The 25,841-nt window shown below is 71.6% G+C and carries 24 protein-coding genes; 13 read left to right on the forward strand and 11 right to left on the reverse strand.

Going from position 1 to position 25,841, the window contains the following annotated elements; genetic code table 11:
* Positions 1–150: 150 nt before the first annotated feature.
* Both ABD366_RS06260 and ABD366_RS06265 read left to right on the forward strand, forming a co-directional pair.
* A complete protein-coding gene (locus ABD366_RS06260; protein ID WP_324772049.1) occupies positions 151–309 on the forward strand; it encodes a hypothetical protein in 159 nt (52 codons plus the stop codon).
* A 165-nt stretch (positions 310–474) separates the two neighbouring features.
* Positions 475–1,350, forward strand: coding sequence for an SGNH/GDSL hydrolase family protein (locus ABD366_RS06265; RefSeq protein ID WP_324772048.1), 876 nt, complete (start codon positions 475–477; stop codon positions 1,348–1,350).
* Positions 1,351–1,500: 150 nt separating this feature from the next.
* Here the strand turns inward: ABD366_RS06265 and ABD366_RS06270 are convergent, their stop codons facing one another.
* Positions 1,501–1,647, reverse strand: coding sequence for a hypothetical protein (locus ABD366_RS06270; RefSeq protein WP_324772047.1), 147 nt, complete (start codon positions 1,645–1,647; stop codon positions 1,501–1,503).
* A gap of 206 nt (positions 1,648–1,853) precedes the next feature.
* Here ABD366_RS06270 and ABD366_RS06275 point away from each other — a divergent pair, with 206 nt between their 5' ends.
* Positions 1,854–3,479: a penicillin-binding transpeptidase domain-containing protein gene (locus tag ABD366_RS06275; RefSeq protein WP_344441242.1), complete on the forward strand. Its 1,626-nt coding sequence runs from the start codon at positions 1,854–1,856 to the stop codon at positions 3,477–3,479.
* 37 nt (positions 3,480–3,516) lie between these two features.
* Here the strand turns inward: ABD366_RS06275 and ABD366_RS06280 are convergent, their stop codons facing one another.
* Positions 3,517–3,960, reverse strand: a complete 444-nt coding sequence (locus tag ABD366_RS06280) for a glycoside hydrolase family 88 protein (protein WP_324769837.1) — start codon at positions 3,958–3,960, stop codon at positions 3,517–3,519.
* Positions 3,961–4,157: 197 nt separating this feature from the next.
* Between ABD366_RS06280 and ABD366_RS06285 the strand changes: the two genes are divergently transcribed.
* Complete coding sequence (locus ABD366_RS06285; protein ID WP_425576944.1) at positions 4,158–6,440, forward strand: FUSC family protein; 2,283 nt, start codon at positions 4,158–4,160, stop codon at positions 6,438–6,440.
* 6 nt (positions 6,441–6,446) lie between these two features.
* On the opposite strand, the gene ABD366_RS06290 is transcribed toward ABD366_RS06285, so the two are convergent.
* Positions 6,447–7,775, reverse strand: a complete 1,329-nt coding sequence (locus ABD366_RS06290; RefSeq protein WP_324769833.1) for a S28 family serine protease — start codon at positions 7,773–7,775, stop codon at positions 6,447–6,449.
* A 200-nt stretch (positions 7,776–7,975) separates the two neighbouring features.
* Complete coding sequence (locus tag ABD366_RS06295) at positions 7,976–8,473, reverse strand: peptidylprolyl isomerase (RefSeq protein ID WP_324769834.1); 498 nt, start codon at positions 8,471–8,473, stop codon at positions 7,976–7,978.
* A gap of 199 nt (positions 8,474–8,672) precedes the next feature.
* On the opposite strand from ABD366_RS06295, the gene ABD366_RS06300 reads away from it, so the two are divergent.
* Positions 8,673–8,954: a zinc ribbon domain-containing protein gene (locus ABD366_RS06300; protein WP_324769835.1), complete on the forward strand. Its 282-nt coding sequence runs from the start codon at positions 8,673–8,675 to the stop codon at positions 8,952–8,954.
* 19 nt (positions 8,955–8,973) lie between these two features.
* Here ABD366_RS06300 and ABD366_RS06305 read toward each other — a convergent pair whose 3' ends face one another.
* On the reverse strand, positions 8,974–10,176 hold the full coding sequence (locus ABD366_RS06305) for a Gfo/Idh/MocA family protein (RefSeq protein WP_324769836.1): 1,203 nt from the start codon (positions 10,174–10,176) through the stop codon (positions 8,974–8,976).
* A gap of 626 nt (positions 10,177–10,802) precedes the next feature.
* Between ABD366_RS06305 and ABD366_RS06310 the strand changes: the two genes are divergently transcribed.
* The 5 genes from ABD366_RS06310 (at position 10,803) to ABD366_RS06330 (ending at position 15,199) form a co-directional block, all read left to right on the forward strand.
* Positions 10,803–12,479: a sensor histidine kinase gene (locus ABD366_RS06310; RefSeq protein WP_344441245.1), complete on the forward strand. Its 1,677-nt coding sequence runs from the start codon at positions 10,803–10,805 to the stop codon at positions 12,477–12,479.
* Positions 12,480–12,584: 105 nt separating this feature from the next.
* Entirely contained in the window at positions 12,585–13,004 is a 420-nt protein-coding gene (locus tag ABD366_RS06315) for a roadblock/LC7 domain-containing protein (RefSeq protein WP_324768285.1), read from the forward strand.
* Complete coding sequence (locus tag ABD366_RS06320; RefSeq protein WP_324768286.1) at positions 13,001–13,357, forward strand: DUF742 domain-containing protein; 357 nt, start codon at positions 13,001–13,003, stop codon at positions 13,355–13,357. The genes ABD366_RS06315 and ABD366_RS06320 overlap by 4 nt, the downstream gene beginning before the upstream one ends.
* Complete coding sequence (locus tag ABD366_RS06325) at positions 13,338–13,952, forward strand: GTP-binding protein (RefSeq protein ID WP_324768287.1); 615 nt, start codon at positions 13,338–13,340, stop codon at positions 13,950–13,952. The genes ABD366_RS06320 and ABD366_RS06325 overlap by 20 nt, the downstream gene beginning before the upstream one ends.
* The gene (locus ABD366_RS06330; RefSeq protein ID WP_324768288.1) at positions 13,949–15,199 is read left to right on the forward strand and encodes a cytochrome P450; all 1,251 of its coding nucleotides are present in this window, start codon (positions 13,949–13,951) and stop codon (positions 15,197–15,199) included. Before ABD366_RS06325 ends, ABD366_RS06330 begins: the two co-directional genes overlap by 4 nt.
* Positions 15,200–15,241: 42 nt before the next feature.
* Here the strand turns inward: ABD366_RS06330 and trpS are convergent, their stop codons facing one another.
* From trpS to ABD366_RS06345, 3 genes are all read right to left on the reverse strand, one after another.
* Positions 15,242–16,309 (reverse strand): tryptophan--tRNA ligase, encoded by a 1,068-nt coding sequence (gene trpS, locus ABD366_RS06335; protein ID WP_324768290.1) that lies wholly within the window; start codon positions 16,307–16,309, stop codon positions 15,242–15,244.
* A 182-nt stretch (positions 16,310–16,491) separates the two neighbouring features.
* Positions 16,492–17,715 (reverse strand): cytochrome P450, encoded by a 1,224-nt coding sequence (locus ABD366_RS06340; RefSeq protein ID WP_324768291.1) that lies wholly within the window; start codon positions 17,713–17,715, stop codon positions 16,492–16,494.
* Positions 17,716–17,853: 138 nt separating this feature from the next.
* Positions 17,854–18,894, reverse strand: a complete 1,041-nt coding sequence (locus ABD366_RS06345) for an NAD(P)-dependent alcohol dehydrogenase (protein ID WP_324768292.1) — start codon at positions 18,892–18,894, stop codon at positions 17,854–17,856.
* Positions 18,895–19,423: 529 nt separating this feature from the next.
* Between ABD366_RS06345 and ABD366_RS06350 the strand changes: the two genes are divergently transcribed.
* Both ABD366_RS06350 and ABD366_RS06355 read left to right on the forward strand, forming a co-directional pair.
* Entirely contained in the window at positions 19,424–20,677 is a 1,254-nt protein-coding gene (locus ABD366_RS06350) for a cytochrome P450 (protein ID WP_324768297.1), read from the forward strand.
* A 5-nt stretch (positions 20,678–20,682) separates the two neighbouring features.
* Positions 20,683–20,880, forward strand: a complete 198-nt coding sequence (locus ABD366_RS06355; protein ID WP_411293681.1) for a ferredoxin — start codon at positions 20,683–20,685, stop codon at positions 20,878–20,880.
* Between the two features lie 64 nt (positions 20,881–20,944).
* On the opposite strand, the gene ABD366_RS06360 is transcribed toward ABD366_RS06355, so the two are convergent.
* The 3 genes from ABD366_RS06360 to ABD366_RS06370 all read right to left on the reverse strand — a co-directional run bounded on the left by ABD366_RS06360 (position 20,945) and on the right by ABD366_RS06370 (position 24,803).
* The gene (locus ABD366_RS06360) at positions 20,945–21,820 is read right to left on the reverse strand and encodes a universal stress protein (RefSeq protein ID WP_324768294.1); all 876 of its coding nucleotides are present in this window, start codon (positions 21,818–21,820) and stop codon (positions 20,945–20,947) included.
* A gap of 62 nt (positions 21,821–21,882) precedes the next feature.
* Entirely contained in the window at positions 21,883–23,235 is a 1,353-nt protein-coding gene (locus ABD366_RS06365) for a polysaccharide deacetylase family protein (protein WP_324768295.1), read from the reverse strand.
* 182 nt (positions 23,236–23,417) lie between these two features.
* Positions 23,418–24,803 (reverse strand): FAD-binding oxidoreductase, encoded by a 1,386-nt coding sequence (locus tag ABD366_RS06370; RefSeq protein ID WP_411293679.1) that lies wholly within the window; start codon positions 24,801–24,803, stop codon positions 23,418–23,420.
* 143 nt (positions 24,804–24,946) lie between these two features.
* Here ABD366_RS06370 and ABD366_RS06375 point away from each other — a divergent pair, with 143 nt between their 5' ends.
* Positions 24,947–25,816, forward strand: coding sequence for a SigB/SigF/SigG family RNA polymerase sigma factor (locus ABD366_RS06375; protein WP_411293680.1), 870 nt, complete (start codon positions 24,947–24,949; stop codon positions 25,814–25,816).
* The last annotated feature ends 25 nt before the right edge of the window (positions 25,817–25,841 follow it).

Below are 25,841 nucleotides of genomic sequence, written 5' to 3' on the forward strand. Positions count from 1 at the left end.
CCTACTAGTGGTTACAGTTCCGGCGGCCCGGGACGCACCCCGGCTGATCGTGGCTCGTCACGGACGCGTAGGGTCCCCCTTTGTCCCGAACCACCAGGTGGGACCGATGTCGCAGGGACATCGGAGCCGCAAGACCAGGAGCCTCGCACCGTGCCCGCACCGTCCACCGCCCCGGCGCCCATCTACGACCGTCTCGTCGACGAGCACGGCGACGTCCTCGCCGACGTACGCGAAGCGGCGCAGCACACCGAGCGCACCGCGGAGGACGTCCTCGACTTCGCCCTGCCGCAGGACGCGCCGGCAGGCTGAGCGCGGCCCTTTTTGCTCCGTGGCCCCGTGCTTCCCAGGTCACGACTGCGTGCACGCCTATTGACTCGAATTCGAACTCGTCGGTAGCTTCAACTATCAGCGCTGAAATCCCCTGCCTCACACGGAACTTGGCCTTGCGCCGAGCGGGTTTCGAAGGAGCAACAGATGGCGATTCGCGCGTTCCGGAAGCAGCTGGCGGCCCTGGCCGTGACCACGGCGGTGGCGGGCCTCGGCCTGACCGCCCCGGCGCAGGCGGCACCGCAGCCGCTCCCCTACGTCGCGCTCGGCGACAGCTACAGCGCCGCTTCCGGCGTCCTCCCGCTCGATCCGACGGCGAGCCTGCTGTGCGCCCGCTCCACCGCCAACTACCCGCACGTCATGGCGGAGCGCATCGGCGCCGCCCTGAAGGACGTCACCTGCGGCGGAGCCCAGACGAAGGACTTCGCCGGGTCGCAGTACCCGGGCGTCGCCCCGCAGCTGGACGCGCTCTCCGCGGACACCCGCCTCGTGACCATGACGATCGGCGGCAACGACAACAGCACGTTCATCAACACGATCCTGGCCTGCGCGACGGCCGGGATCGCCTCGGCCGGCCAGGGACATCCGTGTACGTCCTTGTACGGGGACAAGTTCACCGACGACATCGACACCAAGACGTATCCGGCGGTGAAGGCTGCGCTACAGGCGGCCAGGAACAAGGCGCCGGGGGCCCGCGTCGCGATCCTCGGCTACCCGTGGATCATGCCCGCGAAGGCGCAGGCGGGCTGCTTCCTGAAGATGCCGATCGCGTCCGGCGACGTACCGTACGTACGCGACATCCAGATCCACCTCAACCGTGCGGTGGAGCGAGCCGCGGCGGAGACCGGGGCGACCTACGTCGATCTGTCCCGGGCGTCCGAGGGGCACGACGCGTGCCAGTCGAGCGGTACGCGCTGGGTGGAGCCCGCGTTGTTCGGTACGAACTTCGTGCCGGTGCACCCGAACGCGCGCGGTGAGGCGGCGATGGCGGACCTCACGATCGGCGCACTCGGCCTCGGCTGACCGGCCCGGCACCCGCCGGACATCGATCGCCGGACATCGATCGCCGGACATCGGTCGGTCGCTATATGAAGCCGACCTCGGGGAAGCGTGCCGAGGGGCCGTCCAGGAGGCCGCTGTCCCGGCCCCGTAGACGGCGGTCGAAGAACGCGGTCACGTAGGCCCGTTGCGCCGCGACCGCGCGGGCCGGGGGCACGTGCCGACCCAGCCGGTGAGGGTCGCGCGGGGCAGGCCGAGGCGGGCGGCGACCTGTGGGAGCAGGGTCGCCGCGTCCGTGGCGGTGATCTCGTGATCGTCCATGGCCCAAGGCCGGCCGGTCGCGGGTGTGCCGCACCATCCGGCAGACCCGCCACGGCAGCTGGGGGCCATCCCCCGGAAGGGGGTCCGGAGGACTGCCGCCGCCACACCGGCACGCCCCTGAACGGCGCATTCCGACAGGGAGCGGGGCTGCCGTCCGCCCTAGTGTGAGGCGTCGGGGATCAACCGGGCGGCAGGGCGGAGGCCCCGTGGGCGGCGAGCGCAGGAGACGGCACCTCTGGGTCGCGGGCGCGGTCGCGCTCGGCCTGGCCGGAGCGGGGGCGGGCGCGTGGGCGGCGTTCGGCGGTGCCGAGGCTCCGCGGACCGGGCCGCTGTCGGCGTCGGAGGTCCGCTCGGCGGCCGACGGTTTCCTCGGCGCCTGGGCCGATGGCGACACCGGCGGCGCCGCGGACCGCACGGACGACGCGCGGGCGGCCGGTGCCGCACTGCGCGACTACAAGGAGCGTGCCCATCTCGTGGCGCGGAACCTGCGGCCGGGCACGCCGGCCGGGGCCCGGGTGCCGTTCTCGGTGCGCGCCGAGTTCGCGTACGAGGGTGCCCGTGCGCCGCTGACGTACGGAACCGCGCTCACCGTGGTGCGCCGGGACGGGGACGGGAAGCCGGTCGTGCGCTGGGAGCCCCAGGTGCTGCACCCGGGACTCACCAGAAGGAAGCGGCTGCTCGTGCGGCGGGCCGGGACCGCGCCGGTCCGCGCGGAGGACCGTACGGGCAAGCCCATCGACACCCGGGCACTCCCCTCACTCGGTTCCGTCGTGGACGGGCTGCGGCGGACGTACGGGAAGACGGCGGGCGGGCGGCCGGGCGTCGAACTGCGCCTGGCGTCCCCGGCGGCGGCCGGGGCGGACGCGCAGCCGCCCGGCGGCACTGCGCTGCTGTCCGTCCCCGAGGGCGCGCCCGGACGGCTGCGCACCACGCTCGACGCGCGGGTGCAGAAGGTGGCCGAGCGGGAGGTCGCGCGGCGCGCCGATGCCTCGATCGTGGTGCTCGAGCCGTCGACCGGGGAGATCCTCGCGGTCGCCAACTCCCGTTCCAGCGGCCCCGACACTGCCCTGGAGGGCCGGCTCGCGCCGGGCTCGACGATGAAGATGGTCACGGGTTCGCTGCTCCTGGAGAAGAAGCTGGCGGACCCGGACAAGCCGCATCCGTGCCCGAAGACCGCCTCGTACGGCGGCTGGCAGTTCCACAACGTCGACGACTTCGACATCGCAGGCGGTACGTTCCGCGCCAGTTTCGCGGCGTCCTGCAACACCGCGTTCATCACGCAGGCGGGCAAGCTGGCGGACGAGGACCTGTCCCGGCAGGCCCGGGACGTCTTCGGCATCGGTGCGCACTGGTCGGTCGGCGTCGCCGCGTTCGACGGACAGGTGCCGGTCGAGCACGCCGCGTCGAAGGCGGCGTCGATGATCGGGCAGGGCGGCGTGCGGATGAACCCGCTGACCATGGCCTCGGTCGTCTCGACGGCCCGGACGGGACGGTTCAGGCAGCCGTATCTCGTCGCGCCCTCCGTCGACCACCGGGCGCTTGCCACGGCGCGGCGGCCGCTGGATCCCGCCGCGCACGAGCAGCTGCGGGATCTGCTGCACACGACGGCGACGTCCGGTTCGGCTGCGGGCCCCATGGCGGGCCTGAGCGGGGACATCGGGGCGAAGACCGGTTCCGCGGAGGTCGCGGGACAGGAGAAGACCAACGGCTGGTTCGCGGCCTGGCACGGTGACCTCGCCGCGGCCGCCGTGATGCAGCGCGGCGGCCGGGGCGGGGAGTCGTCGGGTCCGCTCGTGGCGGCGGTCCTGAAGGCGGCCGGCGAGAAGCACTGAGCGGTCCCCCGGGCCGCTGCGCCGGCCGGGCCCGGCGCTACGCCAGTGCGGCGAGCTCCGTGCCGGCCAGGAGGAAGCCGCCCACGGCGAAGTCCGCCGTGCTGTCGTACGTGACCGGCCGGCTGGACTCGGGGCGGTCCCCCACCTTCTGGACGTAGCCGAGGAACCCGTCGGGGTGTACGGCGGTGCCGGCCAGGCCGTTCCAGGCGCGGGCGGCGACCGGCAGCAGCGCGCTCCGGTCGACGAGTCCGGCGCGGATGGCGTACGCGGTGCCGTACAGGTGGAAGCTGGTGCCGCTGGTCTCGGGGCCCGGCAGGTGCGCGGGGTCGGCGAGGTTCACGTTCCAGAAGCCGTCGGGGCGCTGGACCGCGGCGACCGCTTTGACCAGGCGCGCGAGCGCGGCCCGGTACTCGGCGGCGTCGGGGTGCGAGGCGGCCAGCGCCTTCAGGGTCTTGACGTGGCCGCCGCCATCGTCAAGCAGATACGTCGCTTCATCGACATGTGTGCAGACATCTGCGCCTCACATCCTGTGGGGGGTCAACTCGGCTCGGCAGAGCCGCAATTCAGGTCTGTGAACCGCGTATCAATATGAACCTCGGCAGGAGCCGTAAAAGACCAGGCCATGCTCACGTCAGGGCTTTGTTCGCATCCTCGTATGCTCGGAGGCACGTACGACGGATGGATCTTGGAGTGACACAGGTGACCCAGGTGGCACGACGGCCGAGCCCGGCCGGGACGTGGGACCGTTTCGTGGCGTCCGACCCGGGCCTGCTGCGGCTGATGGCCGGCCTGCGCACGGTCGCCGCGATCGGCCTGGCCCTCGCCGTGCTCGCGCTGGCCGGGACCGATGTCACGCACATGGTCGCGGGCGCGATGGCGGCGATGGTCGGCACGTTCGCGATCCGGGAGAAGACGGTGCGCGGGCAGGCCCTCACCCTCGCGCTCGGGCTGCCCGTGGCGCTCGCGGCGATGGCGCTCGGCGCGCTGCTGCACAGCCGGGTCGTCGCCGGTGACCTGTTCTTCATCGCGCTGATCTTCGGCGCGGTCTACAGCCGCAGATTCGGCGACCGGGGCACGGCGCTGGGGCTCATCGGTTTCCAGGTCTATTTCGTGTCCCTGTTCGTGAACGCGACGGTGGATCAACTGCCGCGCCTCTTCGCCACGCTGGCGGTCGCCTTCGTGTGCAGCGCGGTGGCTCGTTTCCTCCTGGTGCCGGAGACGCCGCAGCGGGTACTCGGGCGGCTGCGCGAGGCGTTCCGGGCGCGGCTCGCCCAGCTGGTGACCGCCCAGACCCGGCTCCTCGACGCCCCGCCCGGGGAGCTCGACGACGTCCTCGACGATCTGCGCCGGTACACGGCGCGGCTGCACGAGACGGCGCTGATGATCCAGGCCCGCCTCGAGGACGGCACCCGGGACGAGGCCACGGCCGCGCTGATCCAGCGCCGCGTCGCGGACGCCGAGGTCTCCGCCGAGCGCCTCGGCATGCTGCTTCTGAACGCGCGCAGCGCCGAGCGCGCCGACACCCTGACGCTGCACCTGCCCGGGGCGCCGGTGCCGGCCGCGGGCCCGCTGCTACCCCGCGAGGACGAGACGACGGCCACGCTCCGCCGCGACCTGGGCGCCCTGCACCTGATGGTGTCGCGCCCCGCCGACGCCAACCGCGGCACGGCCGTCGCCCACGTCCGCAACCGGCTGCTCGGCTACCGCGACGAGGAGGCGATCCCGCCGGGCGCCACGCTGGCCGCACAGGACGTGTTCCGCGGTATCGGTGAGGCGGCCCGCGCGGTCATGGGCCTGCGGCTCGCGCTCGACGGGCCGCAGGACGAGTCCGACGACTCGCCCGCCACGACGCGCTCGCGCGAGGAGTTCGACGCGGAGGACGTCTCGATAACGGCGGAGAAGGAAGCGCCCGCGAAGGAGGAGTCCGAGGAGCCCAAGGGGCTGCGGCGGCCCACCACGCGCGCCGCGTTCCAGGTCGCCGTCGGCTCGTCCCTGGCCATCGTCGGCGGCGAGTTCCTGTCCACCCAGCGCTGGTACTGGGCCGTGCTGACCTGCTGGGTCGTCTTCCTGAACACGGCGTCCACGGGCGAGATCGTCGTCAAGGGCTACCGGCGCCTGCTGGGCACGGTGCTCGGTGTCGTCGCCGGTGTGGCGCTGGCCGGAGCCGTGGGCAACCACACCTGGCTCGCGTTCGTGCTGGTCCTGCTCTGCGTGTTCGCGATGTTCTTCACCGCTCCGCTGTCGTACGCGCTGATGTCGTTCTTCGTGACGGCGATGCTGGGCCTGCTGTACACACTCCTGAACACCTACAGCTTCGACGTGCTGATCCTGCGCATCGAGGAGACCGCCCTCGGCGCGGCGTGCGGGATCATCGCGGCGATGCTGGTGCTGCCCGTCAAGACCGACCGCCGCACCGACGAGCTGCTCGGCACCGTCCTGGAGCGGCTCGGGGAGGTCGTGGCGGGCGCGGTGGAGCAGCTCAGCGGCGGCCCGGCCATGGATCTGCTGGACAAGGCGCGGGATCTGGACACCGCACTCGACGATCTGCGGGCGTCCACCGGGCCGCTGACCCATCCGATCACGCCGCTGCGCGAGCGACGCCAGAACGTGCGCTATCTGGTGGCGCTCCTGGAGACGTCCGCGTACCACGCCCGCTCGCTGGCCGCGACGGCCGAACTCGTCCCGTACAGCAAGCGGGTGGGCGCCGATCCGCGCCTGGGCCGGGCCGCGCGCCGTATCGACCACAACATCGACGTGCTCGTCGCGCACGTGAACGAGACGGACACGACGGGCAGCGTCGAATCGGGCGCGAGCATCGCGGCGATGCTGGAGACCGACGGCCTCGGTGTCCCGGCCGCGAACACCGTCACGTTCCGCGTCCTGCGCCATCTGCAACGCCTCGACGAAGGCATCACGGGTCTGGCCAGGCCGCTGAACGTGCCGGTGGGGCCGCGCAAGTAGGAGCCGTTATCGACCGGCCCACCGCTGGATGGTCGCGGTGGCCGCGTCCCGCTGGTCCGCGGGGAGCGCGGAGATCCGGGCACCGTGGTTGGAGCCCGGCACGACGTACTTGTACGAGTCACGCTTGCTCGGCGTGAACTGCTCGGCGCTCCACGGGTCGTTCTGCCCGTACACGAACAGCATGCGCCGCGACGCGGTCCGCACCCACTTGTCGACGCCCTTGATGACGGCGCCGTCGTAGTGAGTGCGCATCTCGGCGGGGAGCACGGAGTTCGGCTGGTAGATGTCGGGGTAGTGGCGCACGCCCTTGAGGTTCTTGAAGGCGAGATCGGCCCAGCCGAGCTGGGCGGCGGCCTGGCGGTAGTAGGGGCCGGATCCGTTGGCGCCGAGCGTGGAGTCCTCGTAGACGGACAGGCCGTGGTCGAGCGACCACTGATAGAGCGTGTCGTCGGAGGCGGTCTTCGCGTCGGGCACGGTCGGGCAGTCGGCGATGGTGCCGGACTGCCAGAAGTTCCACACCTGGTCCAGGACGGCGAACTCGTAGGCGCGGTCGGTGGTGCCGAGCGTGTTCGTGAAGGTGTAGCCGGCGTCCTTCGCGGTCTTCTCGAACTTCGGCAGGAGCGCGTCGCGGCGCAGAAGCATCTCGCGCTGGACGGCGTCGAGCGCCTCGCGGCACTCCTTCGTACCGACCGTCCTGAAGAAGCGGTCGTACGTGCTGTCGTCCTTGTTGTCCGCGTCGTTCGGGGCGACGTAGGCGACGACGCCGTCGTAGTCCCGCGGGTAGAAGCGGTAGTGGTAGGTCGCGGTCATGCCGCCCTTGCTGCCGCCGGTGGCGAGCCACTTCGAGGACTTCTCGTACAGCGGTCTGACGGCCCGCACGATGGCGTGCTCGTCGGCGGCCTCCTGCTGGACGGTCATCTTCTTCCACGGGGTGGCGCCGGCCGGGACGGACGGGCCGAAGAAGCGGTGCTCGACGCTGAGCTGGTTGGCGTCGAGGATCGTGGTGGGCTCCCGGGTGGCCGAGGACAGGGTGTAGCCGCCGGTGTAGAGGACGACGGGCTTCGCCGTCGACTTGTGCCAGAGCGTGAACCGCTGCTGAAAGATGCCCGAGCGGGGCTTGTCGTGGTCGATCGGCTGGATGATCGACAGGGAGTAGAGGGGGAAGCCCTCCTTGTCCGTGACGCCGGTGACGGTGACACCGGGTATCGCGCGCAACTGGTCCTCGAAGGACGCGTGCGCCACGGTCGAGGCGGTGGCCGGCGCCGCGGTGGCGGCCAGGGCTCCCGCCGTGAGGGCGGCGGACAACAGCAGCGTGGGCAGGGTACGCAGACGCACGGAGGCCTCCCGGGGTCGGGGAAACGAGGAGTTGGATCACTGATCCGGTGCCCGAGACCTTAACCCCTGCCGCCTGTCCGGGAGTTGGGTCTGCGTCCCGCACATGAAAAAACCGGGGCCCCGCCTGTGTGGCGGGGCCCCGGCCCGTGTGCCGGCCGGGCCGATCGGTCAGAGCCGGCCGGGCCGATCGGTCCGTTCGGTCAGAGCTGGCCGGACTCGGAGATCGTGATCTTGGCCGAGGTGGCGCCGCTGCGCGAGCCGAGGGCCTCGATCTTCTGCACGAGCTTCATGCTCTCGTCGTCCGCGACCTCGCCGAAGACGACGTGCTTGCCGTCGAGCCAGTCGGTGACGATGGTCGTGATGAAGAACTGCGAGCCGTTGGTGTTCGGGCCCGCGTTGGCCATCGAGAGCTGGCCCGGCTTGGTGTGCTTGAGCGTGAAGTTCTCGTCGGCGAACTTCTCGCCGTAGATGCTCTTGCCACCCGTGCCGTTACCGGCGGTGAAGTCACCACCCTGCAGCATGAACTGCGGGATGACGCGGTGGAAGGACGAACCGGCGTAGCCGAAGCCCTTCTCGCCCGTGCACAGGGCGCGGAAGTTCTCCGCGGTCTTCGGGACGACGTCCTCGAAGAGGTTGAACGTGATCCGCCCGGCGGGCTCGTCGTTGATCGTGATGTCGAAGTAGGTCTTGATTGCCATGCCGCAATCCTTGCATCACGACACCCGGAACGCCGACTCGACCCGGTCGCACGGCCGTGTCCGTACGTTGCGTGACGCCATCGGTGCGCAAAGCGACGGAACCTGCTCCACCGGGCGTGGCCGGGCGGCGGGCGCGCTGCCTACGATGGCGTCCTGGCCCCGGCCGCCCGGCGGTGGCCATGGACCGGGAGGGGCCAGCATGATCATCTTCGGTACGCGGGGGTACGCCTACCAGCTCGCGATACTCACCTTCGTCTGCGGGAACTGCGGCAACCCCGCGGCGCACACCCTGCGCAAGTACGTCACCAAGTTCACGCTGTTCTTCATCCCGCTGTTCCCGGTCTCGACGAAGTTCCGGACGCAGTGCACGTTCTGCGGGGGCGAGCACCAGGTGCCCAAGGAGCAGGCCGAGGCGATGCTCGCGCAGCCCGCCGCGCAGCAGTCGGGCGCGGCGCAGCAGCACCACCATCACCAGGGCTGACCCGTTCGAAGGCAGGTTCTCAGCGCGCGGGAGCGTCGCCGAAGTCGGGGACGGGCAGGCGTTCGCCGTCGCGCAGCGCCGAGGCGTGGGCGGCGATGCCGGGCAGGGTGTAGCGGGCGGCGACCCAGGCGTTGACCGGCGGGTGCCCGCCGCCCGCCACCGCGGTGACGAAGTCGTCGACGAGGAAGTGGTGACTGCCTTCGTGCCCGTTCGGCAGCAGGTCGAAGGCGCGGGGCAGCCGGTCGCGGTCGTGCACGGGGGCCGAGCCGGAGGTGAACGCGGCGCGCAGCGTGGGCGCGATGCGCGCGAGCGAGGGGTCGTCGGGCGGCAGCGTCGGCTTGGGCCGCAGAAGATCGGAGATGTCCGTCACCCCCTTCTTGTCCTGCCAGAAGCTGACGGTGGCGAGCTGCTCCATGCTGGCGTCCGTACCGAAGAAGCGGAAGCGGGACTCCCGGATGTGGGACGGGTAGCCGACCCTGCGGAACTCGTTGGTGCGGAACGAGCCACCGCCCGCGACCTCGAACAGCGCGGTCGCGTTCGACAGGTCGTTGCCGAACCGACTGACCGCCTTGTCGAAGACGCCGTCGCCGCGTTCGTCGGGCACCCCGATCGCGGAGACGCTCACCGCGTGCGTGTCCCAGGCCCCGAGCACGCCGCCGACGGAGTGCGTGGGGTAGAGCAGCGGCGGATAGCTCGCGGTGGTCTTCCAGTCGGCGCCGCCGCTGTACTGGTAGGCCTCGTAGAACCCCAGGTCCATGTCGTGGACGTAGTCGCCCTCGGCGTAGAACAGCCGCCCGAACGCGCCGTCGGCGATCCGGTCGCGGGCGTGCACGGTCGCCGGGTTGTACTGACTGGTCTCGCCCATCATGTACGTCAGTCCGGTCTCCCGTACGGCGTCGATGATCGCGCCGATCTCCTCCTCGGTGACCGCCATCGGCACCGCCGAGTAGACGTGCTTGCCGGCCCGGAGCGCGCGCAGGACGAGCGGGCCGTGGGTCCAGCGCTGGGTGAAGATCGCGACGGCGTCGACGTCCGGGGAACCCAGCATCGTGTCGTACGAGTCGAAGCCGCCGGTCAGCCGCTCGGCGGCGATGAGCTGCTCGGCCCGGTCGGGGATCAGATCGGTGGCATACATGGAGCCGACCCCGGGATGCGCCCGGAACAGCTTCGCGAACTGGCCTGCGAACTGTCCTGCGCCGACGATGCCGAGCGAGAAGGTCACGGAGGGACCCCTTTCCAGTAACGGCGGACCACGTGCGGACATGAGAAGGCCCCGACGCCTCACAAGGGGGGGAGAGGAGGCGGCGGGGCCACAGACTCGAGCGCCCGGGGGGGTGGGCTGCTTGAGCTGCTCTCCCTGCTGGTGCCCGCGATCCGCCGGAGCATGCCTACCCCGTTCCAACTTTCTTTCGGCGCCCTGCGACGGCTCCGCGGCCTACGGCTCCCCGCATACGGAAGTGAGGCGTCGGCGGATCGTGAAAGCCGGCCTACGATGGCCGAAATCATTCGGTCCCGCGGGAGTCGAGGCTTTGTCGGACAGAGATCGAGACCGCCGTCGGGTGCTCCCCCGGCCACGAGGAGCCCCTCGCCCGCGCATTTTCCGCGGCTGGAACGGCTCATGAGAGGATTAGCACGCTCTCCTGGGACGACGGCGAGTTCACGACGAAGTTACGGACGGGGCCAACTGCCCGGCTTGTCCGGTCTTCTCGGCGCGCGGGATGACTAGCATGAACGCTCGTACGGTCCGGAAGATCGGCGTCCCCTTCGAACGCCCGCAGACCGGATCCGCAGCCGACATGACCGGTCGGCTCGTCGCTTCCCGCACTCAAGGACCGAGGGACCCGCGGAATGTCAGTGCCTGCACCCCCCAGCCCGCACGCGATGGCCAGGACGGGGCGCTCCTCGCTCGGCTCGGCGCTCGCCGTGCTCGTGGTGGCAGCCGCCGCCGCGGGCGCCGCGGCGGCCCTCGCCCCGGCGGCAGCCCGCACCTGGGCCGTGTGGACGGCCGTGATCGCGTGGGTGTGCCTGGCCGTCGCCGTCGTGGCGGGCACCGTCCGGCTCGGCCGCGCCCGGCGGACCGCCACCCGCGCCCAGCAGGAACTGGCGCAGGCCCAGGGCCGGTTGACCCAGCAGGCGGCCGAGGCGGCGCAGCTGGTGAACGTGACGCTGCCCGGTGTCGTGCGGCAGCTGCGGGAGACCGCGAGCGCCGGCCCTGCGACGGCGCCGTCCGACCCTCAACTGCGGCGCATTTTGGAGGAGTTCACGGCCACCGTGGAGACCTCCGTACGGGAAGCCGTGCACGCCGCCGCGGAGCGCGACGCCGCCCGGGGTGAACTGGAGCGCGCCGGCGCGGAGTTGGACCGCCTCATGGCGGAAACGTTTCCTGCCGCGGTGGCCCGGCTGCGCGAGGGCTCGTCCGCCGAGACCGTGCTCGCCGAACTGGACTGGCCCCAGAACCCCTTGCTGAAGGTTCCGGCCGAGGGTTTCCTGCGCGAACTCGCCCTCAGCGAGCGCCGGGCGGCCGCCGCCCAGGCCGCCTCGGCCAAGGCGCTCAGCCGGGTCCAGGCGAAGTCCGTCAGCATGCTGGCCGACCTGCGCGGCATGCAGGAGCGCCACGGCGAGGAGGTCTTCGGTGATCTGCTGCGCCTGGACCACGCGACGTCCCAGCTCGGCCTGATGACGGACCGGCTCGCGCTGCTCATGGGCGGCCGCTCCAGCCGCGCCTGGAACAAGCCGATCGTGATGGAGAGCGTGCTGCGCGGCGCCGTCGGCCGGATCGCCGCCTACCAGCGGGTGCGGCTGCACTGCGCCACGGACGCGGCGATCGCCGGGTTCGCCGCCGAGGGCGTCATGCACCTGCTGGCCGAGCTGATGGACAACGCGGCGAACTTCTCGCCGCCCATCGACGAGGTGCACGTCTACGTCGAGGAGCGCTCCGCCGGGCTCGTCGTCACCATCGAGGACAGCGGCCTGAAGATGGCCGCCGCGGCGATGCGCCACGCGGAGCAGGCGGTGTCGGGGCAGGTCACCGACCTGGCGTCGCTCCAGGGCACCCGGCTCGGGCTCGCCGTCGTCGGCCGCCTCGCCTCGAAGTACCGCGTCGACGTGAACTTCCGCCCGTCCTCGCGCGGCGGCACCGGCGTCGTCGTCCTGCTGCCGCCCCAGCTCCTGGCCCAGCAGCGCGACGTGGTCCAGCCGCTGGCGGTGCCCGCGCCGCGCCCGGCCCCGGCGGAGACCCACGAGCGCGCCGACGTCGGCGCACCCACCGAGTACGCCGGCAGCGCCGCCACCGCGGACGCAGGCGCCGGCGCGGGCGAACCCAAGCCCGCGAAGCCGGCCGCGGCCACCCCGAACGGGCTGCCGGTGCGTCCGCCCGGCCGCACGATGGCCGCCGCCGAACAGGACCGCGGCAGGCCTGCCACCCCACCCGCCGACCGGCCCGCACAGCCCGGCCGGGACGCGGGCGCCCGCTTCGGTGCCTTCCACCGCGGCCGCAAGGCCAAGGACGGCGACCGGCCCGAGTAGGCCGTGGCGCCCTCCGAGGACCCCTCAACCCCCCGCTCGACACCGTGAGATTGGAGGCACGGGCGGTGCCCGGCAGAGCCGGACCCCTCTCCGCCCGACCCCACCATGCAGACCACTGACACCAGCCTGACCTGGCTCCTGGAGAGCCTGCTCGAGCGCACCCCCGGCACGCGGCACGCCCTCGTCCTGTCCCGGGACGGGCTGAAGCTGTGCTGGAGCGAGCATCTCTCGCTCGACCAGGCCGACCAGCTCGCGGCGATCTGCTCCGGCATCCAGGCCCTCGCCCAGGGCGCGTCGGTGGAGTTCGGCGACGGGACCGGCGGCGTACGGCATTCCATGACCGAGTTCCACGGCGGGCTGCTGTTCATCGTGGACGCCGGTGACGGCGCGCACCTGGCGGTCGTCGCCGACGAGGACGCCGATCCGGGCGTGGTCGGCCATCAGATGACGGAACTGGTGGAGCAGATCGGCGAGCACCTGCGGGCCGAACCGCGCCAGTATCCCGCCGGGGGCGGCGCCTCGTGACGCGCCGGCCGGTGGACACCGGCGACCCGGACCGGCTCTATACGGTCACGGGCGGCCGCAGCCGCACCGACGACACCTCGTTCGACCTCGTGACGCTGGTGGTCAGCGAGTGCGAGCCGACGGCGGGGATGCAGTCCGAGCACGTACGGATCCTCGAACTGTGCCGGCAGCCCGCGGCCGTCGTGGAGATCGCCGCCGAGCTGAAGCTGCCGATCACCGTCGTGCGCATCCTGCTCGGTGATCTGCTGGCCGGCGGCAAGGTCACCGCACGTCATCCGCGTGCGGCCGCCGCCGCCTCCCTTCCCGATTCCGACCTTCTCAAGGAGGTGCTCAGTGGGCTCCGCAACCTCTGAACTGCCCGCACGCACGCCGCTCGGCGCTCTCGCGGACACCGGACTGAAGATCGTCGTGGTCGGCGGGTTCGGGGTCGGCAAGACGACGCTGGTGCGCTCCGTCAGCGAGATCCGGCCGCTGAACACCGAAGAGGTGATGACGCAGGCCGGCGTCGGCGTCGACGAGACGACGGGCGTCGCGGCGAAGACCACGACCACGGTCGCCTTCGACTTCGGCCGGATCAGCCTCAACGACCGCATGGTGCTGTACTTGTTCGGGGCACCGGGCCAGGAGCGGTTCTGGTTCCTGTGGGACCGGCTGTTCTCCGGGACGCTCGGCGCCGTCGTCCTCGTCGACACCCGCCGCATGGACGACTCCTGGTACGCGATCGACCGTCTGGAGCACCACGGCACACCGTTCGTGGTGGCGGTCAACCGGTTCGACGACGAGCCCGTGCGCCACTCCCTCGACGAGATACGGCAGGCCCTCGCGCTGCCGGAGCATGTGCCGATGGTCGACTGCGACGCCCGCGTCAGGTCGTCGGGCAAGGACGTGCTCATCACCCTCGTGGACCACCTCTACGCCATGGCCATGGCCCAGGAGACGACACCGTGACCGAGCAGAGCCCGACCCCTCCCGCCGGCTGCCCCGCGCACGCGGGCGCGGTCCCGCTCAGCGGCCTGGAGTACCAGCAGACGCCGTCGCAGCTGTACCGCTCGCTGCGCCGTGAGCACGGCCCGGTGGCGCCGGTGCTGCTCGACGGGGACGTGCCCGCGTGGCTGGTCCTCGGGTACTCCGAGGTGAGCTACGTGACCGCGCACGACGAGCTGTTCGCGCGGGACTCGCGGCGCTGGAACCAGTGGGAGCACATCCCCGAGGACTGGCCGCTGCTGCCGTTCGTCGGCTACCAGCCCTCGGTGCTGTTCGCGGAGGGCGCGGAGCACCAGCGGCGTGCGGGGGTGATCACGCACGCCCTGGAGCAGGTCGACCAGTTCGAGCTGGCCCGGGACTGCGGGCTCATCGCCGACCGGCTGATCTCCGCGTTCGCGGGCAGCGGCCAGGCCGAGCTGATGGACGCGTTCGCGCACGCCCTGGCGATGACCGCCGCGGTGCAGATGTGCGGGATGCCGCACACGGGCACGGACACCCAGGACCTGGTGGACGACCTGAAGATCTCGCTGGACGCGGCCGAGGGCGACGATCCGGTGGCCGCGTACGTGCGGGTCGGCGAGCGGATCCAGCAACTGGTCAAGGAGAAGCGGGAGCGGCCCGGCCCCGATGTCACCTCCCGGATGATCCAGGACCCGGCGGGGCTGACCGACGAGGAGATCGTGCAGGACCTGATCTCGGTGATCGCCGCGGCCCAGCAGCCGACGGCGAACTGGATCTGCAACACCCTGCGGCTGCTCCTCACCGACGAGCGGTTCGCGCTGAACGTGTCGGGCGGGCGGCTCAGCGTCGGCGAGGCGCTGAACGAGGTGCTGTGGCTGGACACGCCGACGCAGAACTTCATCGGCCGCTGGGCGGTGCGCGACACGCAGCTGGGCGGCCGGCAGATCCGGGCGGGCGACTGCCTGGTCCTCGGGCTCGCGGCGGCCAACACCGATCCGCAGATCTGGCCGGAGTCCCATGTGGGGGCGGAGAACGCGGCGCACCTGTCGTTCAGCAACGGCGAGCACCGCTGCCCCTACCCGGCTCCCCTGCTGGCCGACGTGATCGCGCGGACGGCCGTGGAGACGCTGCTCGACCGGCTGCCGGACCTGGTTCTGGCGGTGGACCCCTCCGAGCTGACGTGGCGTGACTCGATCTGGATGCGGGGGCTCACGACGCTGCCGGTCAGTTTCACACCGGTCGTGCAGTAGCCGCTGTGCACCCGTGCCCCGGGTGCACAGCCCGTGCCCTCTTCAGTAGTCGGCGCCCATCGCGGCGCGCACGTCCCGCAGGGTCTCTTCGGCGATCGCGTCGGCCCGCTCGTTGCCCGCCCGCAGGATGTCCCTGACCAGACGGCGGTCCTGCGCGTAGGCCTCGCGGCGGGCCCGGATCGGCGCGAGGTAGGTGTTGACGGCGTCGGTGACGCGCCGCTTGAGAGCGGCGCCGCCGCCGTCGCCGATCTCCTCGGCCACCTGTCGCGGGTCCTTCTCCTCGCACAGGGCGGCGAGCAGGACGAGCGAGGAGACCTCCGGGCGGATGGCCGGGTCGTAGGTGATGCGGCGCTCGGCGTCGGTCTTGGCGCCGCGGACGAGACGGGCGGTCTCATCCGCGTCCGCGGACAGCGCGACCGCGTTGCCGCGGCTCTTGCTCATCTTCGTGCCGTCGGTGCCGAGCAGCAGCGGCGCCGTCGACAGCAGCGCCTCGGGCAGCGGGAAGACCGGCTCCCCGGCGCCGTAGCGCTCGTTGAAGCGGCGGGCGACGGTGCGGGTGACCTCCAGGTGGGGCAGCTGGTCCTGGCCGACCGGCACCAGGTTCGCCTTGCAGAAGAGGATGTCGGCGGCCTGGTGCACGGGGTAGGTGAACATCAGGCCGCTGACGGCCGCCTGCCGGGAGTGGGCGATCTCGTCCTTGACCGTGGGGTTGCGGCCCAGCTCGGCCACGGAGACGAGGCTGAGGAACGGCAGCAGCAGCTGGTTGAGCGCGGGCACGGCGCTGTGCGTGAAGATCGTGGACCGGTCCGGGTCGATGCCGATGGCGAGGTGGTCGAGGACCAGTTCCTCGACGTGTTCCGTGAGGTTCTCGGCGATGTCGCGGTCGGTCAGGACCTGGTAGTCGGCGATGAGGACGAACGTCTCGACGCCGAGGTCCTGGAGTCTGACGCGGTTGTGCAGTGTGCCGAAGTAGTGGCCGAGATGGAGCCGGCCGGTGGGCCGGTCGCCGGTCAGGACCCGGTAGCGGCCGGGTTCTTTCCGGATCTCTCGCTCCAGCTCGGCGCTGCGCAGCTGCGCACCGGAGATGCCGGGACTTTCGGTGGTGCTCATGGTCTCTCCCTGGGGTCATGGGCGCCCTCGGGACGGCATGACTTCCACGGGAAGCAAGAAGGGCCGTCCGGGGACGGCCCTTTTGTTCGTGCATGGCTGTGGCCGCCTCTAAGTGAGGCGCCACCAGCTGAGACACGAGAAGCGATGCATACGGCGATTTTACCACCCGCCGGTGGGGCGGTTCAGGGTGCCGACGGCGTGAACCGCACCGGCAGCGACTGCGGACCGCGCGTGAACACACCCTCCTCGACCGGGTCGAAGCCGTCGGCGAAGCGGACGTCCGGCATCGCGTCGAGCAGCTGGTCCACCCCGATCTCCACCTCCGCCTTGGCGAGCAGCGCGCCGACGCAGAAGTGCCGCCCGAGGGCGAAGGCGAGGTGGTCGGCGGCGGCCGAGAACGCCGTCGTGGCCGTGAGGTCCTCGCGGAAGAGGTCGAAGCGGTCGGGGTCCTTGTAGCGGTTCTCGTCGCGGTTGGCGGCCCCGATGAGGCAGGTGACGGTGGCTCCGGCGGGGATGGTGCCGCCGCTGACCTCCACGTCGACCGCCGACTGACGCATGATCATGTGGACGGGCGGGGTGTAGCGCAGCGTCTCGGCGAAGGCCCGCGGGATCAGCGAGCGGTCCTCGCGGACGGCGGCCAACTGCTCGGGGTTCATCAGCAGGTTGGCGAAGATGCTGGCGATCGCCTTGTCGGTGGTCTCACCGCCGGCGGCGAGCAGCAGGCTGCAGAACGCCTTGATGTCCTCGTCGCTCATCCGCACGCCGTCGACCTCGGCGGCGCACAGCGTGGACAGAAGGTCGTCGCCGAGGTTCTCTCGGCGCGCCCGGATGATCGGGATCATGTACTCGGCGAACTCGACGCGGGTGCGCTCCCCCGCCGCCGCGACCTCCTGGTCCCCCGCCAGGTTGCCGAGGAAGGCGATGACGGCGGTGTACCAGCCGTGGAAGCGGCCGTGATCCGCCTTGTCGAGGCCGAGCATGTCGGCGATGACGTTGACCGGGAAGCGCGTGGCGTAGTCGTGGACGATGTCGGCGCTGCCGGTGGCGCGGAACTGGTCTATCAGCGCGCGGGAGTTGCTCTCGATGACCGGCAGGAACTTCTGCTGCAGGTCGCTGCCGCGGAAGGCCGGGGCGACCAGAGCGCGGCGCACCGCGTGCTCACGGCCGCTGAGCTGGAGGATCGTCTTGCCGTGGACGGGTTCCAGCTGCCAGTCGTAGTTGTCGGTGGTGAACTGCGCCTGTTTGTCCTTGAAGACGCGTTCCACATCGGCGTACCGCGAGATGATCCAGCTCTGCGTCGCCTCGTGCCAGAAGAGGGGCGCGGACTCACGCATCACGCGGTACGCGGGGTAGGGGTTCTCGGCGAACTCCGGCGAGAGGATGTCGGGGACCTGCGCGGTGGTCATGGAGCTCCCTGAATGGGTGACGGACGATCCGCCCTCAAGGCTATTGATCACCCGTCACCTGGAACAGCCCCCTCCACGCCGACAGTTGAGCCCTGCACGAAATGCGTGGCCGAAAACCGACGTCCGGTGCGGCTGGTGTCAGCCGTTGGGCAGGATCACCGCGCGTCCGTTGATCTTGCCGTCGTGCAGTCGCTCGTACGCGAGGGGCGCGTCGTCGAGCGAGTACGTCTCGGTGTGCACGGAGACGGCGCCGGCCCGGGCGAGGTCGAGGACCTCGATGAGCTCGCCGCGGCTGCCCCAGTACGGCGCGGTGACGCTGACCTCGAAGTTCTGCTGTCCGAAGCCGACAGGGAGGGTGCCGCCGCCGATGCCGACGATGGTGACGGCGCCCTCGATGGCGGCGATGGCGCCCGCGGTGTCGACGGTGGGCTGGACGCCGACGAAGTCGAAGACGGCCTCGGCGCCGCGCCCGCCGGTCAGTTCCTTGACCTTCCCGGCGGCCTCGGCGTTCGACAGGATCGCCTCGTGCGCACCGACGGTGCGGGCCAGGGCGAGCTTGTCCTCGGAGACGTCGAGGGCGATGACGCGGGCCGCGGTCATGGCGCGGAGCAACTGGATGGCCACGTGGCCGAGGCCGCCGGTGCCGATGACGACGGCGGTGGAGCCGGGTACGAGCTTGGGCAGCGAGCGCTTGATGGCGTGGTACGGGGTGAGGCCGGCGTCGGTGAGCGGGACGGTGGCGACGGGGTCGAGTCCGTTGATCGGCACGAGGTGGCGCGCGTCGTCGACGATCATGTACTCGGCCATGGAGCCGGGGGCGCCGAGTCCGGGCGGGCGGATGCCGAGCTCGTCGGCGCGCAGGCAGTAGTTCTCCTTGCCGTGCGCGCAGTTGGCACAGGTGCCGCAGCCCCAGGGCCCGTAGACGGCGACGGAGTCGCCTTCCTCGAAACCGCTCACGCCCGCGCCGAGGCCGGCGACGGTGCCGACGCCTTCGTGGCCGAGGGTCAGCGGCAGCTCGTACGGGAAGTTCTCGGCGGGCCAGCTCATCACCGCGATGTCGGAGTGGCAGACACCGGCGGCGGTGACCTTGAGCAGGACCTGGCCGGGGCCGGGCTCCGGATCGGGAACGGTGACGACCTCGGGTGCTGCTCCGACGGTCCGGTACTGCAGTGCCTTCATGGCTCGACTCCTTCGTCGCTCTCGCTGCCCCCGCCCCTCCACCGTAACTCGCTCGCGTCCCAATGGGACACATGTCTCGATGGGACATGCACCATGACAAAAAAGGACCCCGACCGTACGGGGGAGAACGGTCGGGGCCTTCGTACAAAGTTTAACAGCCAACCAACCGTGCTCCGCCCACAGCTCCCGGTCGGCCGCGTGAGGTCGGACACACCGGGCCAACAGCCGCACATACCGCGTTTCGGCCGACCCGCCGTTCGGATGGCACGTTTCCGGTCGTCGTCACGTCCGGATCCGGCCGCGGCCGGGGATCATCCGCAGCCACCCCCGCACCCCGATCGCCGCCCCGAGCTGAGCGAACGCGGCTCCGGCTCGAACATGTGCGAAAGGCACCGGCCAGATACCCCGCTCGGCGGAACTGGCCGGTCTTGCCGTGGACCCGATAGATGCCTTGGGCATCCAATGGTGGATGAGCGCGGAACGCCCCAGCTCCGCGCGCACGGACAAGCACTGCGAGGCGATCCGATCCATGACGGAATCCACGACGGAACCGGCCCGCCAGGACCTCCACCCCCACACCCCCACCCCTCCTCCCGCCCCGGCGCCCGTCTCCTTCCCCCAGGACCGGGGCTGCCCCTACCACCCGCCCACCGCCTACGAGCCGCTGCGCGAGGCAGGCCCGCTCGGCCGGGTCACGCTCTACGACGGCCGCACGGTCCGCGTCGTCACCGGGCACGCCCTCGCCCGTGACCTGCTCGCCGACCCGAGGCTGTCCAGCGACCGGGACCGGGCCGGTTTCCCGGCGACATCGGAACGGCTCGCGAAGGTGCGGGCGCGGCGCGTGGCGCTGCTCGGCGTGGACGATCCCGAGCACAACACCCAGCGCCGCATGCTGATCCCGAACTTCTCGCTGAAGCGGATCTCCGCGCTGCGCCCGCAGATCCAGCAGACCGTGGACCGGCTGCTCGACGCGATGGAGCGGCAGGGACCGCCGGCCGAGCTCGTCGGGGCGTTCGCGCTGCCGGTGCCCTCCATGGTGATCTGCGCACTGCTCGGCGTGCCCTACGCCGACCACGAGTTCTTCGAGGAGCGCTCCCGGATCCTGCTGCGCGGGCCGGGGGTGACCGATGTGGAGCGGGCGAGGGACGAACTGGAGACGTATCTGGGCGACCTGATCGACCGGAAACGGCGCGAACCCGGCGACGGACTGCTGGACGAGCTGATTCACCGCGAGCACCCGGACGGGCCGCCCGACCGTGACCAGCTGATCGCGTTCGCGGTGATCCTGCTCATCGCCGGGCACGAGACGACGGCGAACATGATCTCCCTCGGTACGTTCACCCTGCTGCGCCATCCCGAACAGCTCGACGCGCTGCGGTCCGGGCGGACGACGACGGCCGTCGCCGTGGAGGAGCTGCTGCGCTACCTGTCGATCGCCGACGGGCTGCTGCGGGTGGCGCGCGAGGACATCGAGGTGGCCGGGGAGACGATCCGGGCCGGTGAGGGCCTGATCTTCTCCACCTCGCTCGTCAACCGGGACGAGTCCGCCTTCGCGGAACCCGAAGCCCTCGACTGGGACCGCTCGGCCCGCCACCATCTCGCGTTCGGCTTCGGCATCCACCAGTGTCTCGGCCAGAACCTCGCCCGCGCCGAACTGGAGATCGCGCTGCACACCCTCTTCGAACGGCTGCCGGGGCTGCGGCTCGCCGCGCCCGCCGAGGAGATCCCCTTCAAGCCGGGCGACACGATCCAGGGCATGCTCGAACTGCCCGTGGCCTGGTGAGCGCCGTGGGGATCGAGGTCGACAAGGACCGCTGCGTCGGCGCGGGCATGTGCGCGCTGACCGCGCCGGACGTGTTCACGCAGGACGACGACGGCTTCAGCGAAGTGCTCCCCGGCGGCGCCGAGCGGGCCGGGGACCACCCCATGGTGAAGGAGGCGGTACGGGCCTGCCCGGTGGGGGCGGTGTCGCTCACCGGACCCTGACGCCCGCCCTATTTCGGGGGCTGTATTCGCACCCCTTTGGGCGCTGTCTTCGCACCCCGTCCGCTCAGCTGTGCGGCACCACCGTCACCGGGCACGGCGCGTGGTGCAGCACCGCGTGGGCGACCGAGCCGATCCGGGCGCCGACGGCGGTGCGGCGGGCGCGCCGCCCGACCACCAGGAGCTGCGCCCGCGGCGCCACAGAGAGCAGCACCTGACCCGCGCTGCCGATCTCGACATGCTCGGTGACGGACACCTCGGGAAAGCGCTCGCGCCACGGGGCGAGCGCCTCCCCGAGCGCCTTCTTCTCGTACGGTTCCATGCCGCCGGACTCGTCGAGGAGTTCCAGCGAGGCGGGGCTGTAGGCGAACACCGGCGGCAGGCTCCAGGCGCGTACCGCCCGGACGGCCGCGCCGCGGGCCGCCGCCGTACGGAAGGCGAACTCCAGGGCGTCGGCACTGTCCTGCGGCGAGCCCTCCTGTCCGACGACCACCTCGCGCCCGGCCGCCTCGGCGGACGCCCGGTCGTCCGAGCGGACCAGCACCACGGGCCGCTCGGCCCGGGCGATGACCTGCTGACCGACCGAGCCGAGCAGGAACCCGACGAGCGGGCCGTGGCCGCGCGAGCCGAGGGCGAGGAGTTCCGCGTCCCGGGCCGCGGCGACGAGCGCCTCGGCGGCGCCCTCGTCGTCGAGGACGTCGGTGGTGACCGCGAGCTCCGGATGGCGCTCGGCGATCTCCCGCCGGGTCCCTGCCAGGAGGTCACCGGCCCACCGTGCCTGCGCGTCCTCGTCGGCGGCGAGCGCCAGCGCCTCCGGCGCGGGGGTGCCCACGTGCACCAGACGCAGCGGCCGTGCGCGCCGCACCGCCTCGCGTGCCGCCCATGCGGCCGCGGCCGCGCTCTCGGGTGATCCGTCCACTCCCGCGGTGATCGGCCGGGTCATGGGCCCTCCTCCTGGTCCGTCGCTGCGCCGGCTGCCGCCTCAGCGCCTGTGCCGATCTTGCCTCACTCCCCCGGCTGCCCGCCGGTGGCCTTTGCAGGCCGCTCGGCGTTCTCGTGCCGACCGCCGTGTACGTGCTTGTCGGACTTGTCGTGCTTCTCCTGCTTCTCGTGCTTGTCGGGGCGCAGGAAGCGGGTCCAGCCTCCCGGCGGCCGCTCCCCCACGTCCAGACCGCGCAGTCTGGCGAGGACGGCGGGGTCCTGCGCGTCGAGCCAGTCGACGAACTGCCGGAAGGAGACGAGCCGTACGTCCTTCTTGTCGGCGATCTGCTTGAGCGTCGCCTCGACGGCGTCCATGTAGATGCCGCCGTTCCACTCCTCGAAGTGGTTGCCGATGAAGAACGGGGCCCGGTTCGTCTCGTAGGCGCGCTGGAAACCGGCGAGATAGGACTGCGTGGCCTGGGTGCGCCAGCCCGGGTAGTTGTGGGCCGGGGCGCGCGTCGAGGCCTTCGACTGGTTGGCGAGGATGTTGTAGTCCATCGACAGGACCTCGAAGCGGTGCCCGGGGAACGGGATGCCTTGCAGCGGCAGGTCCCACACGCCCTGCTTCTTCTCCGGCCAGCGCTGTCGGCCGCCGGGGGACGACGAGTCGTAGCGCCAGCCGAGTTCCCTGGCGACCGGCAGCAGGTTCTCCTGGCCCAGCAGGCAGGGGGTGCGTCCGCCGATGAGTTCCTGGTCGTAGTCGAAGGGCAGCGACGGGTGGTCGTGCCAACCGGTGTTGCTCCGCCAGGTCTTGACGAACGCGCGGGCCTGCTCGATCTCGCTGCGCCACTGCGCGGCGCTCCAGTTGCCGACGGAGCCGGAGCCGGAGCAGAAGTGCCCGTTGAAGTGCGTGCCGATCTCGTGGCCCTCCAGCCAGGCCTGATGGACGTACTTCAGGGTCTCCTTGACGTGCCCGTCGGTCAGGTAGCCGATGTCGGAGGCGCCGACGGGGTTGTTCGGCGGGCGGTACAGGCGCTTCTTCGACTCGGGCAGGACGTAGAGGCCCGAGAGGAAGAAGGTCATGTGGGCGTCGTGCTCGCGGGCCAGTTCCAGGAAGCGGGGGAACAGTCCGTTGCCGACCTCGCCCGCGCCGTCCCACGAGAAGATCACGAACTGCGGTGGCTTCTGGCCCGCTTCGAGCGGGGTCGCCGCGCCCGGCTGGCGGGGCTGCTTCCCGGTGTACGCGGTCGAGCCGTCGCCGATCAGCACGGGCGCGGCCTTCTTCGGGCCCGCGGGCTGTTCCGGGCGGCGGCCCGGGCCCGCCGGGGGCTGTCCCCCGTCCTCGCCGCGGCCGCATCCCGCGAGGGTCGCGGCGGCGGCTCCCAGACCGATCCCGAGCCCCAGGCGTGCCGCGCCTCTGCGGCTGATTCCACTCATGGACATCCCCATCCGCGCCGCGTGCGGGCGCGTTGTGTGTCCCCCCTGACGGACACCAGCCTCCGCACCGTAAGTCCGATAAACAGACAAATCACACATTTAGCGCGGCGTGCCGTATAAAAGGCCCGTCAGAGGGCAGGGGATGAACCGGCCGCCTCCGTGGGCGGCCCCTGGCCGGCAGGTCAGTCCTCGCCGACGACCTTCCCGGGGTTGAACAGGTCCAGCGGGTCGAGCGTCTGCTTCACGGCACGCTGCATCGAGCAGACGGCCGGTCCCAGTTCGCTGCGCATGCCGTCGCGCTTGAGCAGGCCGACGCCGTGCTCGCCCGTGACGGTGCCGCCCGCGGCAATCGCCGCCTGGAGCAGTTCCTCGAAGGCGGCCTGCGCGGCGACGCGGGCCGCCTCGTCGCCGGGCTCGGTGATCAGCAGCGGGTGCAGATTGCCGTCCCCCGCGTGCGCGATGGTGGCGATCCGCACGCCGTGCCGGCGGCCGATCTTCTCGATCGTGGCGAGCATCTCGGGCACGGCCGAGCGGGGCACGCAGAGGTCCTCGGTGAGGACGGGGCCGAGCCGCTCCAGGGCGGGATAGGCGAGGCGCCGTACGTCGAAGAGGGCCTCGGCCTCGACGGCGTCGGTGGACTGCTCGGCCCACAGCGCCCCGGCCTCCTGGAAGGCCGCTGTCACCGCGTCGGCCTCGGCGCTGCCCGCGTCGCCCGCCGCGTCGATCCGGGCGAGCAGCATGGCCTCGGCGCCCGGCTCGATGCCCAGGTGCTTCCAGTCCTCGACGGCCTCCATGCAGGCGCGGTCGAGGAGTTCGAGGGCCGCGGGCTCGAGGCCCCGGCGCGTGAGGAGAGCGACCGCGGCACCGGCGGCGACCAGGCTGTCGAACGCTCCGACCGCCGTGCGCGGTGCGGCGACGGGCGCCGGCCGCAGCCGCAGTGTGATCTCCGTGATGACGCCGAAGGTGCCCTCGGAACCGACGAACAGGCTCGTCAGGTCGTAGCCGCTGACGCCCTTGGTGGTGCGCCTGCCGAGCCGGACGCGGCTGCCGTACTCGCCCGCCGGGCCGCCCATGACGACCTCGAGGCCGAGGACGTAGTCGCGGGTGACGCCGTACTTGAGACAGCACAGGCCGCCCGCGTTCGTCGACACGTTGCCGCCGATCGTGGACCAGGGGGCGCTGGCCGGGTCCGGCGGGTACCAGAGGCCGTGCTCGGCGACCGCGGCCTTCAGGTCGTTGTTGACGACGCCGGGCTCGACGACGGCGAGCAGGTTCTCGGTGTCGATCTCCAGGACGCGGTTCATCCGGGAGACGTCGAGGACGACGCAGCCGTCGACCGCGTTGGCGCCGCCCGACAGGCCGGTGCCCGCGCCACGCGTCACGACGGGTATCCGCCGCTCGGCGCACGCCCGCACCACCGCCTGTACCTCCTCGGCCGAGCCGGCCCGGACCGCCGCGAGCGGGCGGCCCACGGGCGCCCACTCGGCGTCGTCGCGGCCCAGCGTCGCGAGGACGTCGGCGTCGGTGACGAGGGTGCTGCCGGGCAGCGCGTCCACGAGTTCGCGCACCGTGCCTGCTGTTTCTGCCGTGTTGATGTCGTACCTCCAGTGCCTGTCCGCATGACCGGCGGGTTCGCGGGTAACCCCCGGACACCATGATGGAACAACGCTTCGCGGCGCCGCACAGCGCGGGAGGGACGGTGGTGTCCACCATGAGCAGGACGAACGTCATCGGGGGCGGGACCCGGACCACGGACGGGCGGACCTCGATGCGCTCCTTCCCCGACCCGGCCCGGGTGGCGCCGCTGGACGCGCGGGAGCTGTCCCGGCACTTCTTCCGGCGGCTCGCGGACCTGGAGGAAGGGACGCGGGAGTACCAGTACACCCGTAACACCCTGATCGAGATGAACATGTCGCTGGTCCGCTTCGCCGCGAGGCGCTTTCGCCATCGCAGTGACGACATGGAGGACATCGTCCAGGTCGGCATGATCGGCCTGATCAAGGCGATCGACCGGTTCGAGATCTCGCGCGAGGTCGAGTTCACCTCGTTCGTACTGCCGTACATCAGCGGCGAGATCAAGCGGTTCTTCCGCGACACCACCTGGGCCGTGCATGTACCGCGGCGCCTCCAGGAGCTCCGCCAGGAACTGGCCAAGGCGCGTGAGGAGCTGTGCACCCGGCTGGGCCGGGAGCCGACGACCGCCGAGCTGGCCACGCTGATGGACCTGCCGGAGGCCGAGGTACGAGAGGCCCGGCTGGCCTCGAACGGCTATACGTCCGCTTCCCTCGACGCCGCTCTGACCGGAGACGACGGCCAGGACGGCGAGTCCGTGCTCGCCGATTTCATCGGGGTCGAGGACGAGGCGATGGAGCTGGTGGAGGACTTCCAGACCCTCGCCCCGCTGGTGGCACAGCTGCCGGAGCGCGACCGCCGCCTGCTGCATCTGCGGTTCGTGGAGGAGCTGACGCAGGCGGAGATCGGCGAGCGGCTCGGCTACTCGCAGATGCACGTCTCACGGCTCATCACCCGGCTCATCGCACGGCTGAAGACCGGGATGCTCGCGGGCACGGACCTCGTGTAGGACGTCCGGAGCCGGGCCCGCGCCG

The organism is Streptomyces kunmingensis (assembly GCF_039533535.1).
In the GTDB taxonomy this organism is placed as follows: domain Bacteria; phylum Actinomycetota; class Actinomycetes; order Streptomycetales; family Streptomycetaceae; genus Streptomyces; species Streptomyces kunmingensis.

What these genes read in the sequence shown, in the direction of transcription:
- ABD366_RS06365 (WP_324768295.1), bottom strand. Translation starts at nt 23,235, where the DNA reads ATGAGTGGAATCAGCCGCAGAGGCGCGGCACGCCTGGGGCTCGGGATC.
- ABD366_RS06350 (WP_324768297.1), top strand. Translation starts at nt 19,424, where the DNA reads ATGACGGAATCCACGACGGAACCGGCCCGCCAGGACCTCCACCCCCAC.
- ABD366_RS06265 (WP_324772048.1), top strand. Translation starts at nt 475, where the DNA reads ATGGCGATTCGCGCGTTCCGGAAGCAGCTGGCGGCCCTGGCCGTGACC.
- ABD366_RS06295 (WP_324769834.1), bottom strand. Translation starts at nt 8,473, where the DNA reads ATGGCAATCAAGACCTACTTCGACATCACGATCAACGACGAGCCCGCC.
- ABD366_RS06340 (WP_324768291.1), bottom strand. Translation starts at nt 17,715, where the DNA reads ATGACCACCGCGCAGGTCCCCGACATCCTCTCGCCGGAGTTCGCCGAG.
- ABD366_RS06300 (WP_324769835.1), top strand. Translation starts at nt 8,673, where the DNA reads ATGATCATCTTCGGTACGCGGGGGTACGCCTACCAGCTCGCGATACTC.
- ABD366_RS06270 (WP_324772047.1), bottom strand. Translation starts at nt 1,647, where the DNA reads ATGGACGATCACGAGATCACCGCCACGGACGCGGCGACCCTGCTCCCA.
- ABD366_RS06345 (WP_324768292.1), bottom strand. Translation starts at nt 18,894, where the DNA reads ATGAAGGCACTGCAGTACCGGACCGTCGGAGCAGCACCCGAGGTCGTC.
- trpS (WP_324768290.1), bottom strand. Translation starts at nt 16,309, where the DNA reads ATGAGCACCACCGAAAGTCCCGGCATCTCCGGTGCGCAGCTGCGCAGC.
- ABD366_RS06375 (WP_411293680.1), top strand. Translation starts at nt 24,947, where the DNA reads ATGAGCAGGACGAACGTCATCGGGGGCGGGACCCGGACCACGGACGGG.
- ABD366_RS06360 (WP_324768294.1), bottom strand. Translation starts at nt 21,820, where the DNA reads ATGACCCGGCCGATCACCGCGGGAGTGGACGGATCACCCGAGAGCGCG.
- ABD366_RS06285 (WP_425576944.1), top strand. Translation starts at nt 4,158, where the DNA reads ATGGATCTTGGAGTGACACAGGTGACCCAGGTGGCACGACGGCCGAGC.
- ABD366_RS06310 (WP_344441245.1), top strand. Translation starts at nt 10,803, where the DNA reads ATGTCAGTGCCTGCACCCCCCAGCCCGCACGCGATGGCCAGGACGGGG.
- ABD366_RS06315 (WP_324768285.1), top strand. Translation starts at nt 12,585, where the DNA reads ATGCAGACCACTGACACCAGCCTGACCTGGCTCCTGGAGAGCCTGCTC.